The organism is Staphylococcus sp. EG-SA-2, from assembly GCF_017152085.1.
In genome coordinates this window covers 1-16,977 of record NZ_JACYHC010000598.1, presented here as the reverse complement: position 1 = coordinate 16,977, position 16,977 = coordinate 1, and the positions used below count along the sequence as shown (strand labels likewise).

Annotated in this window: 17 protein-coding genes and 1 pseudogene; 9 read left to right on the top strand and 9 right to left on the bottom strand. The window is 31.8% G+C overall.

Translation table 11 applies throughout. The features are described from left to right. The first annotated feature begins 719 nt into the window (after positions 1 to 719). Positions 720 to 1,886, top strand: a complete 1,167-nt coding sequence (scpA, locus tag IDG60_RS10680) for a cysteine protease staphopain A (RefSeq protein ID WP_000827746.1) — start codon at positions 720 to 722, stop codon at positions 1,884 to 1,886. A 30-nt stretch (positions 1,887 to 1,916) separates the two neighbouring features. After that, positions 1,917 to 2,243 (top strand): staphostatin A, encoded by a 327-nt coding sequence (locus tag IDG60_RS10675; RefSeq protein ID WP_000434933.1) that lies wholly within the window; start codon positions 1,917 to 1,919, stop codon positions 2,241 to 2,243. A 291-nt stretch (positions 2,244 to 2,534) separates the two neighbouring features. Here IDG60_RS10675 and IDG60_RS10670 read toward each other — a convergent pair whose 3' ends face one another. From IDG60_RS10670 to IDG60_RS10655, 4 genes are all read right to left on the bottom strand, one after another. Next, complete coding sequence (locus tag IDG60_RS10670) at positions 2,535 to 2,708, bottom strand: NETI motif-containing protein (RefSeq protein ID WP_000669862.1); 174 nt, start codon at positions 2,706 to 2,708, stop codon at positions 2,535 to 2,537. Next, entirely contained in the window at positions 2,689 to 3,291 is a 603-nt protein-coding gene (locus IDG60_RS10665) for a DUF2179 domain-containing protein (protein WP_000011542.1), read from the bottom strand. Before IDG60_RS10665 ends, IDG60_RS10670 begins: the two co-directional genes overlap by 20 nt. Positions 3,292 to 3,561: 270 nt before the next feature. Continuing rightward, complete coding sequence (nadE, locus tag IDG60_RS10660) at positions 3,562 to 4,383, bottom strand: ammonia-dependent NAD(+) synthetase (protein ID WP_000040866.1); 822 nt, start codon at positions 4,381 to 4,383, stop codon at positions 3,562 to 3,564. Then, positions 4,376 to 5,845: a nicotinate phosphoribosyltransferase gene (locus IDG60_RS10655; RefSeq protein ID WP_000284436.1), complete on the bottom strand. Its 1,470-nt coding sequence runs from the start codon at positions 5,843 to 5,845 to the stop codon at positions 4,376 to 4,378. The genes nadE and IDG60_RS10655 overlap by 8 nt, the downstream gene beginning before the upstream one ends. A gap of 183 nt (positions 5,846 to 6,028) precedes the next feature. On the opposite strand from IDG60_RS10655, the gene IDG60_RS10650 reads away from it, so the two are divergent. The 3 genes from IDG60_RS10650 to IDG60_RS10640 all read left to right on the top strand — a co-directional run bounded on the left by IDG60_RS10650 (position 6,029) and on the right by IDG60_RS10640 (position 8,098). Continuing rightward, complete coding sequence (locus IDG60_RS10650; protein ID WP_000897635.1) at positions 6,029 to 7,105, top strand: nitric oxide synthase oxygenase; 1,077 nt, start codon at positions 6,029 to 6,031, stop codon at positions 7,103 to 7,105. Positions 7,106 to 7,124: 19 nt separating this feature from the next. After that, positions 7,125 to 7,919: a prephenate dehydratase gene (locus IDG60_RS10645; protein WP_001177828.1), complete on the top strand. Its 795-nt coding sequence runs from the start codon at positions 7,125 to 7,127 to the stop codon at positions 7,917 to 7,919. 71 nt (positions 7,920 to 7,990) lie between these two features. Beyond that, positions 7,991 to 8,098, top strand: coding sequence for a hypothetical protein (locus IDG60_RS10640; protein ID WP_001802312.1), 108 nt, complete (start codon positions 7,991 to 7,993; stop codon positions 8,096 to 8,098). A 10-nt stretch (positions 8,099 to 8,108) separates the two neighbouring features. Here the strand turns inward: IDG60_RS10640 and IDG60_RS10635 are convergent, their stop codons facing one another. Then, positions 8,109 to 9,671 (bottom strand): SLC13 family permease, encoded by a 1,563-nt coding sequence (locus tag IDG60_RS10635; protein WP_000323161.1) that lies wholly within the window; start codon positions 9,669 to 9,671, stop codon positions 8,109 to 8,111. 204 nt (positions 9,672 to 9,875) lie between these two features. Continuing rightward, the gene (locus tag IDG60_RS10630) at positions 9,876 to 10,973 is read right to left on the bottom strand and encodes a glycosyl hydrolase family 28-related protein (protein ID WP_206160677.1); all 1,098 of its coding nucleotides are present in this window, start codon (positions 10,971 to 10,973) and stop codon (positions 9,876 to 9,878) included. A 368-nt stretch (positions 10,974 to 11,341) separates the two neighbouring features. Here IDG60_RS10630 and IDG60_RS10625 point away from each other — a divergent pair, with 368 nt between their 5' ends. After that, positions 11,342 to 11,902: a cysteine hydrolase family protein gene (locus IDG60_RS10625; RefSeq protein ID WP_000149686.1), complete on the top strand. Its 561-nt coding sequence runs from the start codon at positions 11,342 to 11,344 to the stop codon at positions 11,900 to 11,902. A 52-nt stretch (positions 11,903 to 11,954) separates the two neighbouring features. Further along, a complete protein-coding gene (locus IDG60_RS10620; RefSeq protein WP_001140871.1) occupies positions 11,955 to 12,884 on the top strand; it encodes a manganese-dependent inorganic pyrophosphatase in 930 nt (309 codons plus the stop codon). 192 nt (positions 12,885 to 13,076) lie between these two features. On the opposite strand, the gene IDG60_RS10615 is transcribed toward IDG60_RS10620, so the two are convergent. Beyond that, positions 13,077 to 13,250 (bottom strand): hypothetical protein, encoded by a 174-nt coding sequence (locus tag IDG60_RS10615; protein ID WP_001792184.1) that lies wholly within the window; start codon positions 13,248 to 13,250, stop codon positions 13,077 to 13,079. Positions 13,251 to 13,301: 51 nt separating this feature from the next. Here IDG60_RS10615 and IDG60_RS10610 point away from each other — a divergent pair, with 51 nt between their 5' ends. Further along, the gene (locus IDG60_RS10610) at positions 13,302 to 14,681 is read left to right on the top strand and encodes an aldehyde dehydrogenase (RefSeq protein ID WP_001021210.1); all 1,380 of its coding nucleotides are present in this window, start codon (positions 13,302 to 13,304) and stop codon (positions 14,679 to 14,681) included. A gap of 119 nt (positions 14,682 to 14,800) precedes the next feature. Here the strand turns inward: IDG60_RS10610 and pglS are convergent, their stop codons facing one another. After that, entirely contained in the window at positions 14,801 to 15,829 is a 1,029-nt protein-coding gene (gene pglS, locus IDG60_RS10605; RefSeq protein WP_061734373.1) for a 6-phosphogluconolactonase, read from the bottom strand. Positions 15,830 to 16,098: 269 nt separating this feature from the next. On the opposite strand from pglS, the gene IDG60_RS10600 reads away from it, so the two are divergent. Then, complete coding sequence (locus IDG60_RS10600; protein ID WP_000205106.1) at positions 16,099 to 16,500, top strand: YolD-like family protein; 402 nt, start codon at positions 16,099 to 16,101, stop codon at positions 16,498 to 16,500. Between the two features lie 17 nt (positions 16,501 to 16,517). Here IDG60_RS10600 and IDG60_RS10595 read toward each other — a convergent pair. Further along, a pseudogene (locus IDG60_RS10595) lies at positions 16,518 to 16,726 on the bottom strand (transposase); the annotation flags it as partial. Positions 16,727 to 16,977: the final 251 nt, after the last annotated feature.

The following is a 16,977-nucleotide window of genomic DNA, read 5'->3' as shown; positions in this document are numbered from 1 at the left end:
TTCTCATTCTATTTTATTTTTTACATTAATACAATTATCTATGGCAGATTAATACTGATTTCTAATTGTAAATGTTCGCAATACTTTAATCTAATTGGTATTTATAATGATCCATTAAGAATATATTTTTGCATTTTAGTTTTTCTCCCCTCAACTACACTATCCAACTTTTTATAACAATTAGGACAATCAATAGCTTTAGTAATACCAGAATTTATTCACTTTACTTCTCCTATTGTATGGAATTTTCAACAATCTACTTTTCCTAGTTTCATAATATTTCTTCTTACATTTCATAATATGTTTTAAAATTATTCGCTTCTAATATAACAAATTTTCTACTCACAAAAAGAATATATATTCTATTGCATAGGTGTGGCATTTTAAATATAAGACATTAATATTGAACTCCAGAATCGTATAAATACGAAACTGATTATAGAAAAATACGCAGAGATTTTTTTAATAGTAAATTTTTATAGAAAGACATAAATTGACTACGCTTCTTTCAAAATCGACTAATATATTTTCATGAAACTTTCGATCATATTAATTATTGAATGAGATGTTTGCAATTTAGTAAATAAGCTACTAAATTATTACATAAACTGATAATGTGTAAAAATTAAATATTTTTTAAACATAGATTAAAAATTTATATTGAAACTCTTAACTAAATTTAATATAATTATTTTATAATAAAATAAAGGAGTTTTTATATGAAAAGAAACTTTCCAAAATTAATAGCTTTAAGTTTAATATTTTCTTTAAGTGTTACCCCTATTGCAAACGCTGAGAGCAATTCAAATATCAAAGCAAAAGATAAGAAGCATGTGCAAGTTAATGTCGAGGACAAGAGTGTTCCTACTGACGTACGTAATTTAGCGCAAAAAGACTATCTTTCTTATGTTACTTCACTTGATAAAATCTATAATAAAGAGAAAGCCTCGTATACACTTGGTGAACCTTTTAAAATTTATAAATTCAACAAAAAGAGTGATGGTAATTATTATTTTCCAGTTTTGAACACTGAAGGTAATATCGATTATATAGTTACAATTTCACCAAAAATCACTAAGTATTCTAGTTCATCTTCTAAATACACAATCAATGTTTCTCCATTTTTATCTAAAGTCTTAAATCAATATAAAGATCAACAAATTACTATTTTGACAAACTCAAAAGGTTACTATGTGGTTACTCAAAATCATAAAGCTAAACTAGTACTAAAAACACCACGTCTAGAAGATAAAAAGTTAAAAAAGACTGAGAGTATACCTACTGGCAATAATGTAACGCAACTAAAGCAAAAAGCTTCTGTCACTATGCCAACTAGTCAATTTAAAAGTAATAATTATACTTACAACGAGCAATATATAAATAAACTTGAGAATTTCAAGATAAGAGAAACTCAAGGTAACAATGGTTGGTGTGCAGGCTATACGATGTCTGCATTACTAAATGCGACTTATAATACTAACAAATATCATGCAGAAGCTGTGATGAGATTTTTACACCCAAACTTACAAGGACAACGATTCCAATTTACTGGTTTAACGCCAAGAGAGATGATTTATTTTGGACAAACTCAGGGAAGAAGTCCACAACTTCTTAATAGAATGACTACATATAATGAAGTTGACAATCTTACTAAAAATAATAAAGGAATTGCTGTTTTAGGTAGTAGAGTAGAATCAAGAAATGGTATGCACGCAGGGCATGCCATGGCAGTTGTTGGGAACGCTAAATTAGATAATGGACAAGAGGTTATAATTATATGGAATCCATGGGATAATGGTTTTATGACTCAAGATGCTAAAAACAATGTTATTCCAGTATCCAATGGCGACCATTATCGATGGTATTCATCTATTTATGGTTATTAAAATTTGTATTTTAGAAAGGTAAATAATATTATGGAACAAATTGAATTATTTAGTATTGATAAATTCAAATGTAATTCAGAGGCTAAGTATTATCTTAATATTATTGAGGGAGAATGGCATCCTCAAGATTTAAATGATAGTCCTTTAAAATTTATTCTCAGTACCTCAGACGATTCTGATTACATTTGCAAATATATAAATACAGAACACAAACAACTCACATTATATAATAAAAATAATAGCTCAATTGTTATTGAAATATTTATACCAAATGATAATAAAATACTACTAACAATTATGAACACAGAAGCTTTGGGAACTTCTCCTAGAATGACTTTCATTAAGCATAAGTCATAAGACTATCTAGATATGATTAAGTAAACTATTAATCTTATTAAAGGTCTCTAGGAAGAAAAAATTTCATGCGATGAGATTGTTTTAGAAAAAGCGACGATATATATAATCTAACAATAATTTTTAAAATATTAAGAACCCCCAGCATATGCTTTATATAGCTTGCTGGGGGTTTCTCATACAATATGGATCGAGCATCTTGCATGTATAAACAAATAGGCTATTCAAAGTAAAATTACTCAAACTTTGAATAGCCTTTCCTCTTCAAATAGTCTTTATTTAAATTGGATTATGTTATTGGATTTTCTTACCTACAAAAACGATTTCTTGATGTGATACTTCAACCGTGCCATCTTTTTGCTCTTGAAACACGGGTTTTTCAATACGTTTTACCGGCATATACCCTTGCATTTTCATTCGTGACAAACAATCAGCAATTGTTTCATTCTCATTTACTTTGAATTTCATGTTCTACTACACTTTCCAGTTCTTCTGGTTCATAATCTTTAAGCTTTCTACGACGAATGCCTTTAGTCCAGAATCCACCATGTATGTTTCGAGGTTCATACGCAATGATAAATGCTTTCGGATCTAAATTTTTTATCGTATCCATCAATTTACGTTCATATTTTCTTGGTGTTAAAATTTGCATCACCATACGACTACCATCTCTACCAAACGCAGCATAGTGCGTAACGCCATATCCTAAATTTCGAAGTTCATTCGGTAAATCTAACTCATATTCTGCTGAAGTTACATTTACAACTGTATAACCTAATGCCAGTTTTTCTTCTATTTTCATACCAACAATGATACCTATTGAAAAACCAAATGCGTAGGCAATAATATTTTGAATATGGTCTAAATTAGACATAACCAAACCTAAACCAACGATATAAACTAATACTTCTAAAAAACTAACTGATGCAGCAATATAACGATAACCTTTCAACGTTAAAATTGTTCGCATCGTTAAAAACGTTACATAACAAACGTTAATGATAAATATAGTTAGTACCATTAACCATGGATTTTCTGTTACGAATGACATAAGGCGCCCCACTCTCTTTCAATTACACTTTAAATACCAAACTGCTTCAACCTAACCTTAATGAATGCATATTAATATAATATAGTACGAAAACTCTCATAAATAAATAGCGAATTTGTCATAAATAAAAATTTATTCTCAAATGAACATACTTACTTTAGTTCATACACTTTCAATTTATACACTGAAGTAGTCTAGCTGAATGTGGTTTAATGTTATTAATTCTAACTCATATTTAATTTAAGTCACACGTTAGAAGAAAAAATTAAATTAGGATTTTGGCCACGTGTATCTTGTATATGCAAGTTCACGTTTGTGTGCATTTCGTATATAATGATTTTCAATTACTTTTTGTTCTTCTGGCGTAACTGGCTTACCTTCTAAATAATTATCAATCGCCTCATAAGTTACACCTAATGCATCTTCATCTGGAAGCTGTGGTTTATCATCTTCTAAATCAGCAGTTGGCGTTTTTTCATATAATTCCTTTGGCGCACCAAGATACGCTAATAATTGACGACCTTGTCGTTTATTCAAACCAAATATAGGTGCGATATCTGCAGCACCATCACCGTACTTCGTATAAAACCCAGTTATATTTTCAGCTGAATGATCTGTTCCTACTACAATACCTTGTCGGTTTGAAGCAATTGAAAATTGTACTTTCATACGTTCACGCGCTTTTTCATTTCCTTTTTGGAAATCTGTAAGAACAATACCAGCTTCTTTTAATGATTGCACACTTTGATCAACTGCAGGCTTAATATTGACTGTTACTATTTCATCTGGTTCAATGAATCGCAAAGCTTGGTCAACTTCATCAGCATCTTTTTGAACTCCATAAGGTAATTTAACTGCAATAAACGTACAATCAATGCCTTCTTCACGTAATTCGTTAACAGACATTTGTACTAGTTTTCCAACTAATGTAGAATCCTGTCCTCCTGAAATACCTAACACTAAAGATTTTATAAATGAATGTGATTGTACATAATTTTTTATAAATTGCTTTAATTCCATAATTTCTTCAGCACTATCGATACGCTTTTTCACTTTCATTTCTTGTACAATAACGTCTTGTAATTTACTCATTATCTTCTTCCATCTCCTTAACGTGTTCCGCAACTTCAAAAATACGTTTATGTTTATTATCCCAACATGCCTTGCTTAAATCGACTGGATATTCTTGTGGATTAAGGAAACGCTTATTTTCATCCCAAATAGATTGTAATCCTTGTGCTAAATATTCACGTGATTCATCTTCTGTTGGCATTTGATATACTAATTTACCATTTTCATAAATATTATGATGCAAATCAATGGCTTCGAAAGATTTTATAAATTTCATTTTATAAGTATGCACTGGATGGAATAATTTTAAAGGTTGTTCATCGTATGGATTTTCATTTTCCAAAGTAATATAATCGCCTTCTGCCTTACCTGTTTTCTTGTTTATAATGCGATATACATTTTTCTTACCTGGCGTCGTAACCTTTTCAGCGTTATTTGATAATTTAATACGATCACTATATGAACCCTCTTCATTTTCAATAGCTACAAGTTTATATACTGCACCTAATGCTGGTTGATCGTATCCTGTAATCAGCTTTGTACCAACGCCCCAAGAATCTACTTTTGCACCTTGTGCTTTCAAACTCGTAATCGTTTCTTCATCCAAATCATTAGACGCGATAATTTTAGTTTCAGTAAATCCTGCTTCATCAAGCATACGTCTTGCCTCTTTAGATAAATAAGCGATATCTCCAGAATCCAATCGAATACCTACAAAGTTAATTTTGTCACCTAATTCTTTTGCAACTTTTATTGCATTTGGCACGCCAGATTTTAAAGTATGGAATGTATCTACTAGGAACACACAATTTTTATGTCTTTCAGCATATTTTTTGAAGGCAACATATTCATCTCCATAAGTTTGGACAAATGCGTGTGCATGTGTACCAGACACAGGTATACCAAATAATTTACCTGCCCTAACATTACTTGTAGAATCAAAGCCCCCGATGTAAGCAGCTCTAGCGCCCCACAATGCTGCATCAATTTCTTGCGCACGACGTGTACCAAACTCCATTAATTTATCATTTGATGCAATTTGACGAATTCTACTAGCCTTTGTTGTAATTAGTGTATGGAAATTTACAATGTTTAATAAAATTGTTTCTATTAATTGCGCTTGAATCAATGGTGCTTCTACGCGTAACAATGGTTCGTTACCAAAGCATAATTCGCCTTCTTGCATCGAACGAATGCTTCCTGTGAATTTTAAATCTTTTAAATATGATAAGAAATCATCCTTGTAGCCAATAGACTTTAAATATTCCAAATCAGATTCTGAAAATCCAAAATGTTCTATAAAATCAATGACGCGTTTTAAACCATTAAAAACAGCATAGCCACTATTAAATGGCATTTTTCTAAAATACAAATCAAATACAGCCATTTTTTCATGAATATTATCATTCCAATAACTTTCAGCCATATTTATTTGATATAAGTCATTATGTAACATTAAACTGTCGTCTTCTAATTGGTACACTTGTATCTCTCCAATCGACCTAAATATTTTCTTACATTTTATCATAATTCATTTTTTTATATACATAAGAGCCCCTTAATTTCCATACTTTTAATTAAAATCAACCAACAATTTAATGACATATACATAATTTTTAAGAGTATTTTAATAATGTAGACTATAATATAAAGCGAGGTGTTGTTAATGTTATTTAAAGAGGCTCAAGCTTTCATAGAAAACATGTATAAAGAGTGTCATTATGAAACGCAAATTATCAATAAACGTTTACATGACATTGAACTAGAAATAAAAGAAACTGGGACATATACACATACAGAAGAAGAACTTATTTATGGTGCTAAAATGGCTTGGCGTAATTCAAATCGTTGCATTGGTCGTTTATTTTGGGATTCGTTAAATGTCATTGATGCAAGAGATGTTACTGACGAAGCATCGTTCTTATCATCAATTACTTATCATATTACACAGGCTACAAATGAAGGTAAATTAAAGCCGTATATTACTATATATGCTCCAAAGGATGGACCTAAAATTTTCAACAATCAATTAATTCGCTATGCTGGCTATGACAATTGTGGTGATCCTGCTGAAAAAGAAGTTACACGCTTAGCAAATCACTTAGGTTGGAAAGGAAAAGGTACTAATTTTGACGTGTTACCACTGATTTACCAATTACCTAATGAGTCAGTTAAATTTTACGAATATCCTACTTCATTAATTAAAGAAGTACCTATTGAACATAATCATTATCCAAAATTAAGAAAATTGAACTTAAAATGGTATGCAGTCCCTATCATTTCCAATATGGACTTAAAAATCGGTGGCATTGTATATCCAACTGCACCCTTTAACGGTTGGTATATGGTAACTGAAATTGGCGTACGTAACTTTATTGATGATTACCGTTACAATTTACTAGAAAAAGTTGCAGATGCGTTTGAATTTGATACACTTAAAAATAATTCATTTAATAAAGATCGAGCACTTGTTGAATTGAACTATGCTGTGTATCATTCCTTTAAAAAAGAAGGCGTATCAATTGTCGATCATTTGACCGCTGCAAAGCAATTCGAACTATTCGAACGTAACGAAGCACAACAAGGTCGTCAAGTTACCGGAAAATGGTCTTGGCTAGCACCGCCATTATCTCCAACATTGACGTCAAATTATCATCACGGATATGACAATACAGTAAAAGATCCAAACTTTTTCTATAAAAAGAAAGAATCAAATGCTAACCAGTGCCCTTTCCATCATTAAGTTAGTAGAGGTGTAGCATATGCAATTATATTATTTAGGCCCTAAAGGTACATTTTCATATTTGGCTTGTCGTCAGTATTTTTCTGAAAATGAAGCAACTTTTCAACCAAAGTCAAATTTATTTGAAGTCATCAAGGCAGTTGCAGATGATGACACATCGATTGGTGTTGTCCCTATTGAAAATTCTATAGAAGGAACAATCAACATTGTGGCAGATGCACTTGCACAGCAAGATGTCTTTGCACACGGTGAAATACGTTTAGATATTAACTTTGCATTATATGGTAATGGAACAGATTCCATTTCTGATATTAAAAAAGTGTATTCTATTGCACCAGCAATCAGTCAAACAACAAATTACATACATCAACATCAATTTGACTATGATTATGTCGACAGTACAATTCAAAGTTTGACTAAAATTGAAAATGGCGTTGCAGCAATTGCACCTTTAGGTAGTGGCGAAGCTTATGGTTTTACACCTATTGATACACATATTGAAGACTATCCACATAACGTGACACGTTTTTTAGTTATAAAAAATCAGCAGCAATTTGATCAAAATGCGACATCATTGATGTTTTTAATTACACCAATGCATGATAAACCTGGGCTGTTAGCAAGTGTGCTTAATACATTTGCTTTGTTTAATATTAATTTATCCTGGATTGAGTCTCGTCCTTTAAAAACACAATTAGGTATGTATCGATTTTTCGTTCAGGCTGATTCTGCAATTACAACCGATATAAAGAAAGTCATTGCTATTTTAGAAACCTTAGATTTCAAAGTAGAAATGATTGGTGCTTTTAATTAAACTTTATTTTCTAGGTTCTACAATTTAAATAAAATAAAGAGTCAACCAAGGATTAAAATAGGAATCCATCCTTGGTTGACTTTCTTTTGTTTGTATTGTTTTTACACGATGCTGCTGTATACGTTTCATTACCACTCGTTCAAGCAATTGCTAATGTAACCTTTTATTTTTCGTTCTAATCTGCAATTACTATTTCAATGGCAGTGGTTGATTTATATCAATACCTAAAACTATAGGCATTACATAATACACGACTAAAATAATAATTATTGCACTGATTAAGTTTACCCAGAATCCTACTGATGCCATTTGTTTGATAGATATTTTACCTGAACCAAAGATAATTGCATTCGGTGGTGTCCCTACTGGTAACATGTATGCACAGTTAGCCGCCATAGCTGCAGGTGCCATAAGTAGTAATGGATGCACTCCAACAGCAACAGACAACGTTGCTAAAATCGGTAAAATCATCGTTGCAGTTGCAGTATTAGATGTCACTTCAGTTAAAAATAAGACAAAGATTGTTATGACAATTACAATAAGAATCGGACTAACACCATTTAATGATTTCAACTGTTCGCCTAACCATTTTGCTAAACCACTTTCAGAAATACCTTTCGCTAATGCTAAACCGCCACCAAATAAAATTAATACACCCCAAGGGAGCTCTTTTGCAACTTCCCAGTCAATGATACGGCGATGTTTTTCAGTATTTTTAGCTGGAATAATAAATAATAATATTGATATAAAAATAGCAATCGTACCATCTGCAACAGATGACGTAACTTCCCATTTTTTCAGAAGAAACTCTCTTGTAATCCATAATAAGCTGGCAAGTACAAAGATAGTTTGTACTACCTTTTCTTCATACTTCATTTTGCCAAGCTCGTCTAACTTTTGTTTAATTAACGTCTGACCACCAGGTAAATATTTCAAATCATGTCTAAACGCAACATATCTTAAATAGAGCCAAGTAATACCTAACAAAACAATGACCGTTGGAATCCCTACAATCATCCATTTAGCAAAACTAATTTCATGTCCAAAATGTTGCATGTATTGTCCTTTTAAAATAATTAATGGCGGGGTTCCGATTAATGTACCCAAGCCACCAATCGTACCTGCATAGCCAATTGCTAAAACTAGAGATTTTTCAAACTTTTGAATACTTGTTTGATTCGTATTGGCTTCTTGTAAATCATGTGCTTCCTTAATAATTGCTAAACCAATCGGAATCATAATCATTACAGCTGCAGTGTTCGATACAAACATAGATAAGAATCCTGTTGCCACCATGAATCCAAGTAATATTTTTGAAGTGCTTGCACCAATTAAATTAATAATAGTCAAAGCTACTCTCGTATGTAAATTCCATCTTTCCATTGCAATTGCCAAAATAAATCCACCTAAAAACAAAAAGATAATATCATTGCCATATTCGGATGATACTTGTTCTGGTGTAAGTATGTGACCTAATGGTAATAACACAATTGGTAATAAGCTCGTTGCTGCAATAGGAATTGCTTCAGTAATCCACCAAGTCGCAATCCATAAAGTAATCGCTAAGACATATACGCCTTTCCAAGGTAAGTCTTGTGGATGAAAGAACAATAATGTTAATAGGAAAAGTAATGGACCTAATATTAGTCCAATAAGTTGTCCCGCACTAAACGGTTTCTTTTTCTTTGATTTTGAAAAGAATGTTAAATACCTTTTCGATATCATTGATTGATGTTGATTGAAATAAGCCATAAATTTCCCCCTCATGATGATTATGACAAGCTACTTCAACTCACTATATTAGAGTATAGAAAGTTGTCTATCTTGTATTATCATTACCGTCAAAATACCCCTTTTATCAGATAATTGGGTTTATTATAGCATATTTATACCGTTTTATGAATGCGCTTTCAAAAATTATCTACTATTCTTAATCCTAATGTCATGCGAAACTTTTTACTTTTTTATTTCATCTATATTGATTGTAGTAACTTGAATACCCGCTTCAACAGGACTTAAAAACACTGTATCAATATCTTCTAAATGAATTGATTGAGTCGAATTATTGAATGTATTCCCAACGATTAATACATCTTTATGTTTAACATTATTATAATTACGTACATGTATCGCATCTTTAGACATTGATCCTTTAAATTCATTTCCAATTATATTCATATTTATGCCTGCTTGGGAACCTAAGTCTTTTCCTGTCATCACATCTGCTGCATTTTTACCATCTCTAACTCCTAAATATCTAATACCACCCTCACAGTTAATAAACTTATTATTAATAATGAAAGCATCTTTATACTTCAAGGGAGTTAATGCATAACCTTGTATATCTTCAAATATATTATTTCTAATATGAATATTCTCATAGTAACGATTATGTCTACTTGCATGTGAGCCAATAGCACGATTCCAACTTCCCATTTCGGGCAATTCTGAAGGTCCAAAATAACAATCTTCGATAACGACATTTTTCGTTATCGTACCATCTGTCGTTCCGAATTTTGGAAAAGCACCAGGTACTTGAATGTCTAATTGTATTGCTTCAGAATAAAAGCGTTCGCCACTATAGTCTATAAATCCTTCAAATGAACAACTTTTAATATAGAGTCCATTAATCCCGCAAGCATCAATTGCATGACCACTCACTACATTCTTAATAGTCACACCTATTAATTGAATATCTTCAGCATGCCCAATGCACATAGCTGTATTGTTATAAGGATACGATACGCCATTCATATCAAGCTTGCCGCCTTTAATATGAATATGACTGTGTCCATTATAACCACGATAAAAACCAAAGCGATGACCATTTTTTAATAAAGGACCAGAATGACATCGGCGTAAAATAGTTTCATTATCCAACAAAAGTGTTGTATTGCCATATATCGTTAATGGTTTGCAAATATCATACGTCCCTTTCGGTATATAAACTGTCGTTGGTTTACATCTTCCACGATTTAACGCATGTTGTATTGCTCGAGTATCTTTAGTTTTGTTTATGCCTGTTAACCCATAATCTTTCATATTGATATACATAAATCGTCATCCTTTGTCTATTTTCTAATTACTCATATATTAACCAATTATTCAAATTATAATCGTGTTAGGTTGATTTAACAGATAGTCATAAATCTCGTGATGCCATCTATTAGCATTTTTATATTCAAAACATCAACACTTGATATTAGTTCTAAGTTTGTCACATTTAGTATTCTATTACAGCTATTTTAAAACTATCGCAAAAACTTCTTATATTATTTGTTGATTGCGTGATTTGCTCTTCCAAAAAAGTTGATTAATCTATATACTTAATCTATATTTATATATTAACCATTAGGGTTAAAAATTACTCTAGCATTTATGAATAGATGGGAGTTTATTTTATTATATAGGAGAGATGTTGAATGACACATCGCGCACTATTAGTTGTTGACTATTCATATGACTTTATCGCAGATGACGGCTTACTAACATGCGGTAAACCTGGACAAAATATTGAAGATTTTATTGTTTCTCGTATCAATGACTTTAATTATTATCAAGACCATATATTCTTTTTAATGGATTTACATTATTTACATGACATTCATCATCCTGAAAGTAAATTATTCCCACCACACAATATCGTAGATACAAGTGGTAGAGAATTATACGGTAAAGTAGGTAAATTATACGAAACAATTAAAGCGCAACCTAATGTACATTTCATTGATAAAACGCGCTATGATTCGTTCTTTGGTACCCCGCTTGATAGTTTATTGAGAGAAAGAAGTATTAATCAAGTCGAAATCGTTGGTGTATGTACCGATATTTGCGTGTTACATACAGCAATTTCTGCATACAACTTAGGTTATAAAATTTCAGTACCTGCTGAGGGAGTGGCTTCATTTAATCAAAAAGGGCATGAATGGGCACTTGCACATTTCAAAAACTCATTAGGTGCAGAGGTAGAACAACACGTTTAAATCGTGCTAAAATAATTATAAAGAATACAATTTACAAGGGAGATATTTGACAATGGCTAAAACATATATTTTCGGACATAAGAATCCAGACACTGATGCAATTTCATCTGCGATTATTATGGCAGAATTTGAACAACTTAGAGGTAATTCAGGAGCCAAAGCATACCGTTTAGGTGATGTGAGTGCAGAAACTCAATTCGCGTTAGATACATTTAATGTACCTGCTCCGGAATTATTAACGGATGATTTAGATGGTCAAGATGTTATCTTAGTTGATCATAACGAATTCCAACAAAGTTCTGATACGATTGCCTCTGCTACAATTAAGCATGTAATTGATCATCACAGAATTGCAAATTTCGAAACTGCTGGCCCTTTATGTTATCGTGCTGAACCAGTTGGTTGTACAGCTACAATTTTATACAAAATGTTTAGAGAACGTGGCTTTGAAATTAAACCTGAAATTGCCGGTTTAATGTTATCAGCAATTATCTCAGATAGCTTACTTTTCAAATCACCAACATGTACACAACAAGACGTTAAAGCAGCTGAAGAATTAAAAGATATTGCTAAAGTTGATATTCAAAAGTACGGCTTAGATATGTTAAAAGCAGGTGCTTCAACAACTGATAAATCAGTTGAATTCTTATTAAACATGGATGCTAAATCATTTACTATGGGTGACTATGTGACTCGTATTGCACAAGTTAATGCTGTTGACCTTGACGAAGTGTTAAATCGTAAAGAAGATTTAGAAAAAGAAATGTTAGCTGTAAGTGCACAAGAAAAATATGACTTATTTGTACTTGTTGTTACTGACATCATTAATAGTGATTCTAAAATTTTAGTTGTAGGTGCTGAAAAAGATAAAGTCGGCGAAGCATTCAATGTTCAATTAGAAGATGACATGGCCTTCTTATCTGGTGTTGTTTCTCGAAAAAAACAAATCGTACCTCAAATCACTGAAGCATTAACAAAATAATACTATATTACTGTCTAATCATAGACATGTTGTATTTAACTAACAGTTCATTAAAGTAGAATTTATTTCACTTTCAATGAACTGTTTTTTATTTACGTTTGACTAATTTACAACCTTTTCAATAGTAGTTTTCATTCCTTTAGCTATCCTAACCCACAGATTAGTGATTTCTATACAATTCCTCTTTTGTCTTTACATTTTCTTAAAATATTTGCGATGTTGAGTATAAATTTTTGTTTTCTTCCTACCTTTTTCGTTATGATTAAAGTTATAAATATTATTATGTACACGATTCATCGCTCTATTTTCAACTTTCAACATATATAATTCGAAAGACCATTTAAAATTAACGGCCACAACAATCAAATCAATTAATCACTTTTTCCAAAATAATCATATAAGGAGGTTCTTTTCATTATGAATATCATTGAGCAAAAATTTTATGACAGTAAAGCTTTTTTCAATACACAACAAACTAAAGATATTAGTTTTAGAAAAGATCAATTAAAGAAGTTAAGCAAAGCTATTAAATCATACGAGAGCGATATTTTAGAAGCACTATATACAGATTTAGGAAAAAATAAAGTCGAAGCTTATGCTACTGAAATTGGCATAACTTTGAAAAGTATCAAAAATGCCCGTAAGGAACTTAAAAACTGGACTAAAACAAAAAATGTAGACACACCTTTATATTTATTTCCAACAAAAAGCTATATCAAAAAAGAACCTTATGGAACAGTTTTGATCATTGCACCATTTAACTATCCTTTTCAACTAGTATTCGAACCTTTAATCGGTGCTATTGCAGCAGGTAATACAGCAATTATTAAACCATCTGAGTTGACACCAAATGTTGCACGAGTGATTAAACGATTAATCAATGAAACATTTGATGCAAATTACATTGAAGTTATTGAGGGAGGAATTGAAGAAACGCAAACGTTAATTCACTTACCTTTTGACTATGTCTTCTTTACAGGAAGTGAAAATGTAGGCAAAATCGTTTATCAAGCTGCCAGCGAAAATTTAGTTCCTGTGACATTAGAAATGGGTGGTAAATCTCCAGTCATCGTTGATGAAACAGCGAATATTAAAGTTGCTAGTGAGCGCATTTGTTTTGGGAAATTCACTAATGCCGGCCAAACATGTGTTGCACCAGATTACATTTTAGTACACGAATCTGTAAAAGATGATTTAATCACAGCCCTATCAAAAACGTTGCGTGAATTTTATGGTCAAAATATACAACAAAGTCCAGATTATGGCCGCATTGTAAACCTTAAACATTATCATCGTCTGACTTCATTACTTAACAGTGCACAAATGAATATTGTATTTGGTGGTCATAGTGATGAGGATGAACGTTATATAGAACCAACATTGTTAGATCACGTTACAAGTGATTCAGCAATTATGCAAGAAGAAATTTTTGGTCCTATCTTACCGATTTTAACGTATCAGTCATTGGATGAAGCAATAGCCTTTATTCACCAAAGACCAAAACCTTTGAGTTTATATTTATTTAGCGAAGATGAAAATGCTACACAACGTGTAATAAACGAGTTATCATTTGGCGGCGGCGCTATTAATGATACATTGATGCACCTAGCGAATCCTAAATTACCATTTGGTGGTGTTGGCGCCTCAGGTATGGGACGCTATCATGGTAAATATTCATTCGACACTTTTACACATGAAAAAAGCTACATTTTCAAATCTACACGATTAGAATCAGGTGTCCATTTACCACCATATAAAGGTAAATTTAAATACATCAAAGCTTTCTTTAAAAATTAATTTTTGAGCCAAAAATAAACCATGCTTCCATAATTTGATGTTCTTGAAAACAATAAATTTCAAGGTATACACAAATTTTTTGGAAACATGGTTTTCTTTTTATCATGATTAATTAAAGATTAAAATATGACACATACACCTTCAGATGCTACACGAGTGTTATCACATAGCGTAATTTTACCTGTTTCTTTATTTCTTTCGAAAACAGTTACAACTGAATCTCCTTGCTCATGAGCACAAACTAAAAGGTCATCTGATGAGGCAATATTAAAATCTCTTGGGAATTGACCACCACTTTCAGTAATTGTTACTAGTTCTAAGTGTTGACCATTATCAAGAACTTTAAAAATTGCAATGCTATCATGCCCTCTATTAGATACATATAAGAATTGTTGATCATGAGACAAACGCACTGCTGCAAGTTTAGTATCTCCATCAAAGTTTTCAGGAATTGTTAAATGACGCTCGAGCTCTTCAAATTTACCGTCATTATATTCTGCAACACTCACAGTATTTGATAATTCGTGTACGACATAAGCAAATTTTCCATTATCATGAAATTCAATATGTCTTGTCCCATCACTATCTTTAAATAAAGATTCTTTATAAAATTCAAACCCGTTGTCATCAAATTTATAAGTAACGATACGATCAGCACCTAAATCTGTTACTGCAACGTACTTACCATCTGGAGTTTGATTAATATAATGTGCGTGTGGATGATCTTGTCTTTCATGTGTACCTGTTGGAAAATCATGTGCAAGTTCTTGAATTAGACGTATAATTTCACCTGTGTGCGTATTTAATTCATACATACGTATGATGCCAGCACCATATACCGCTTCAAATAAATATCGTTTATCTTCTGAAATCGATACATAACAACCTGTACCAGCTTTTGAAGACAAACATTTATTTAATAAATGCAATTCACCATTGTCATCAATTTTCAAACTCGCAACACCGCATTGTTCTCCTTCTTTGTTGATTCCATATAAAACTTCGTTATTACGCACCAAATATGTAGACGCTTCTAATTCAAATCCTATTTCTAATAAATCAATACGTGACTGATTTTCGTTTAATTCAAAACGATAAATCCCTTTACCATTCTTTTTAGTGTAAGAACCAATATATCCATTTGTCATTACTTTTACCCCTCCATGTCAGTCTTATTTTCATTTTATTAAATTTTAGCTAGAATTAACAATCATTTATCATTTCCTTAACGCTAAAACTGTTTAACTACTTTAAAAGAACTATTTGCTGTGATATGTCATTATTCGATTTTAATTAATCCCTCTTTTTTACTTACACGAGCATTAATTATTAACGCGTTTATGCTTCCACAAAATTTTTGTTGCAAAACAGAACACATGTTCGTATAATGTAATTATCAGATTGGGGTGAATTAAGGATGACAAGTTATGAAGAAGAAACTGATTATCGTAACGTTCCAAGAGAATTACTAGATAACAATATACCTATGGGAAGAGGCATGATTAAATGGGCTCCTTTTGCAACATTACCCGAACAATTCGAAACGATTCAACAATACATTATCGACCAAAACAAAATTACACGTCCTGTATTATCAGATGATCAATTGGCTGAGCTAAACATTCGGCTACACGAGGCGCTACAATATGCCCAACCTGTAGAAGTTAAATTTTATAATAATGGCTTTGTAGATTCAGTACGCTTAACCATTTATCGTATTGATGCTATTAATTATGAAATTGATGGTTATGTTTACAATCAGCAACAACGTCAAAAAATTTCTATCTTTGATATCTTAGATATTGTCTTGTTACCTTAATGCTTTGAACATAATTAAACAGATTGAGTATATGCATATAAGATGATTTTTAACATCATTTTTGGATGATAGGATGTTGCGCCACGATGATGTCTGAATTCATCGAATTCGCTATCAGGTATTGTTTCAACAATTTCATTAACATATCGTGAAATATCATTTTGAGGGATTCTAACAGAAGTTTCTATTGGTAGTGTAGTTGGGTCATGTTATAATTTTTATACATAAGGCACCTCGTTAATTTAGTTTAGTGGTATTTATTAAATTATAAGAAGGGACCCAACACAGAAAATTCATTTTATTGAATTTTACATTTATGTGCAAGTTGGGCAAAGTGTCTTATTTTTTAAAAGTATTTCAAAGTAAAATTACATGTTAATACGTAGTATTAATGGCGAGACTCCTGAGGGAGCAGTGCCAGTCGAAGACCAAGGCTGAGACGGCACCCTAGGAAAGCGAAGCCATTCAATACGAAGT

What these genes read in the sequence shown, in the direction of transcription:
- scpA (WP_000827746.1), top strand. Translation starts at nt 720, where the DNA reads ATGAAAAGAAACTTTCCAAAATTAATAGCTTTAAGTTTAATATTTTCT.
- IDG60_RS10625 (WP_000149686.1), top strand. Translation starts at nt 11,342, where the DNA reads ATGACACATCGCGCACTATTAGTTGTTGACTATTCATATGACTTTATC.
- IDG60_RS10650 (WP_000897635.1), top strand. Translation starts at nt 6,029, where the DNA reads ATGTTATTTAAAGAGGCTCAAGCTTTCATAGAAAACATGTATAAAGAG.
- IDG60_RS10620 (WP_001140871.1), top strand. Translation starts at nt 11,955, where the DNA reads ATGGCTAAAACATATATTTTCGGACATAAGAATCCAGACACTGATGCA.
- IDG60_RS10670 (WP_000669862.1), bottom strand. Translation starts at nt 2,708, where the DNA reads ATGAAATTCAAAGTAAATGAGAATGAAACAATTGCTGATTGTTTGTCA.
- IDG60_RS10630 (WP_206160677.1), bottom strand. Translation starts at nt 10,973, where the DNA reads ATGTATATCAATATGAAAGATTATGGGTTAACAGGCATAAACAAAACT.
- IDG60_RS10665 (WP_000011542.1), bottom strand. Translation starts at nt 3,291, where the DNA reads ATGTCATTCGTAACAGAAAATCCATGGTTAATGGTACTAACTATATTT.
- IDG60_RS10635 (WP_000323161.1), bottom strand. Translation starts at nt 9,671, where the DNA reads ATGGCTTATTTCAATCAACATCAATCAATGATATCGAAAAGGTATTTA.
- pglS (WP_061734373.1), bottom strand. Translation starts at nt 15,829, where the DNA reads ATGACAAATGGATATATTGGTTCTTACACTAAAAAGAATGGTAAAGGG.
- IDG60_RS10610 (WP_001021210.1), top strand. Translation starts at nt 13,302, where the DNA reads ATGAATATCATTGAGCAAAAATTTTATGACAGTAAAGCTTTTTTCAAT.
- IDG60_RS10645 (WP_001177828.1), top strand. Translation starts at nt 7,125, where the DNA reads ATGCAATTATATTATTTAGGCCCTAAAGGTACATTTTCATATTTGGCT.
- nadE (WP_000040866.1), bottom strand. Translation starts at nt 4,383, where the DNA reads ATGAGTAAATTACAAGACGTTATTGTACAAGAAATGAAAGTGAAAAAG.
- IDG60_RS10675 (WP_000434933.1), top strand. Translation starts at nt 1,917, where the DNA reads ATGGAACAAATTGAATTATTTAGTATTGATAAATTCAAATGTAATTCA.
- IDG60_RS10600 (WP_000205106.1), top strand. Translation starts at nt 16,099, where the DNA reads ATGACAAGTTATGAAGAAGAAACTGATTATCGTAACGTTCCAAGAGAA.